The organism is Streptomyces sp. NPDC051677 (assembly GCF_044453465.1).
In the GTDB taxonomy this organism is placed as follows: domain Bacteria; phylum Actinomycetota; class Actinomycetes; order Streptomycetales; family Streptomycetaceae; genus Streptomyces.
The window spans coordinates 1-1,205 of sequence record NZ_JBITCT010000148.1; the positions used below are offsets into that span (position 1 = coordinate 1).

The window sequence follows — 1,205 nt, forward strand, 5'->3', positions numbered from 1 at the left end:
CCTTGGTCCGAAGCTTCACGGTGGAGAAGGTCGACTCGATCGGATTCGTCGTCCTGAGATGGACCCAGTGCTCGGCGGGGAAGTCGTAGAACGCCAGCAGCTCGTCGACCTCGCCGGTGATCTTCTTGACCGCCTTGGGGAACTTCGCCCCGTACGCCTTCTCGAACGCGGTGATCGCCTTCTCGGCGTGCGCACGGTCCTCGGCGTTGTAGATCTCCTGCAGCGCCTTCTTCGCACCGGGCTGCGCGGACTTCGGCAGCGCGTTCGAGACGTTCCTTGTTTTGTGAACCCAGCACCTCTGGTGCCTGGCCTGCGGAAACACCTCCGCCAGCGCCCTCCACAGGCCCATCGCACCGTCGCCGACCACGAGCATCGGGTCGCGCATCCCGCGCCGCCGACAGTCGCGCAGCAGGTCCGCCCAGGACTCGGTGGACTCGCGCAGACCCTCGGTGATCGCGATGAGTTCCTTGGTGCCGTCGACGCGGACGCCCATCAGGACCAGGAGGCAGGAGTGCGTCTGGGACAAGCGGATCTTGGGATGGACGCCGTCGGCCCAGACGTAGACGTAGTCGGATCCGGCCAGGTCGCGGCGCTGGAAGGCGGCGTGGTCGGCGGTCCACTGCTGCGTCAGCCGGGTCACCGTGGCCGGCGACAGCCCGGCCGAGGAGCCCAGGAACTGTTCCATCGCGGGCACGAAGTCGCCCGACGACAGGCCGTGGAGGTAAAGCAGCGGCAGCACCTCGCTGATCTTCGGGGACTTCCGGCACCACGGCGCCAGGATCTTCGAGGAGAACCGCTGACGTTCACCCGTCGTCTCGTCGACCCGCTTGTCGTTCACGCGCGGGGCGGCCACCTCGATGGGCCCGGCAGCCGTGGTCACGGTCCGGGGCCGGCGCCGGCCGTTGCGGACGACCAGCCGTCGACCGGCCTCGTCACGCTGCCCGGCGAGCTCGGCTATGTACTGGTCCACCTCCGCCTCCAGAGCGGCGGCCAGCATCCGCCGAGCACCCTCGCGGACGATCTCGTCGATCAGGGAACCGGCCTCGGTGGTGCCGTCTTCATTGACTACGCTGAGCACGGGCGTGCCTTCCCGACCCGCGTTCGCAGCGCGGGCCTACTCGGTGACTTGACGATCACTCACTCGGGAAGGTACGCCCCTCGCGCGTCCTCCAGAGGAGCTGATCCACAAGTCCTGAGCATTGCTC

The 1,205-nt window shown here is 68.0% G+C and carries 1 protein-coding gene; it reads right to left on the reverse strand.

Annotation, left to right across the window (positions count from 1 at the left end; translation table 11 throughout):
* On the reverse strand, window positions 1-1,078 hold a 1,078-nt coding region (locus ACIBAF_RS49295), incomplete at its 3' end, for an IS256 family transposase (RefSeq protein WP_399473429.1).
* Between the last annotated feature and the right edge of the window lie 127 nt (window positions 1,079-1,205).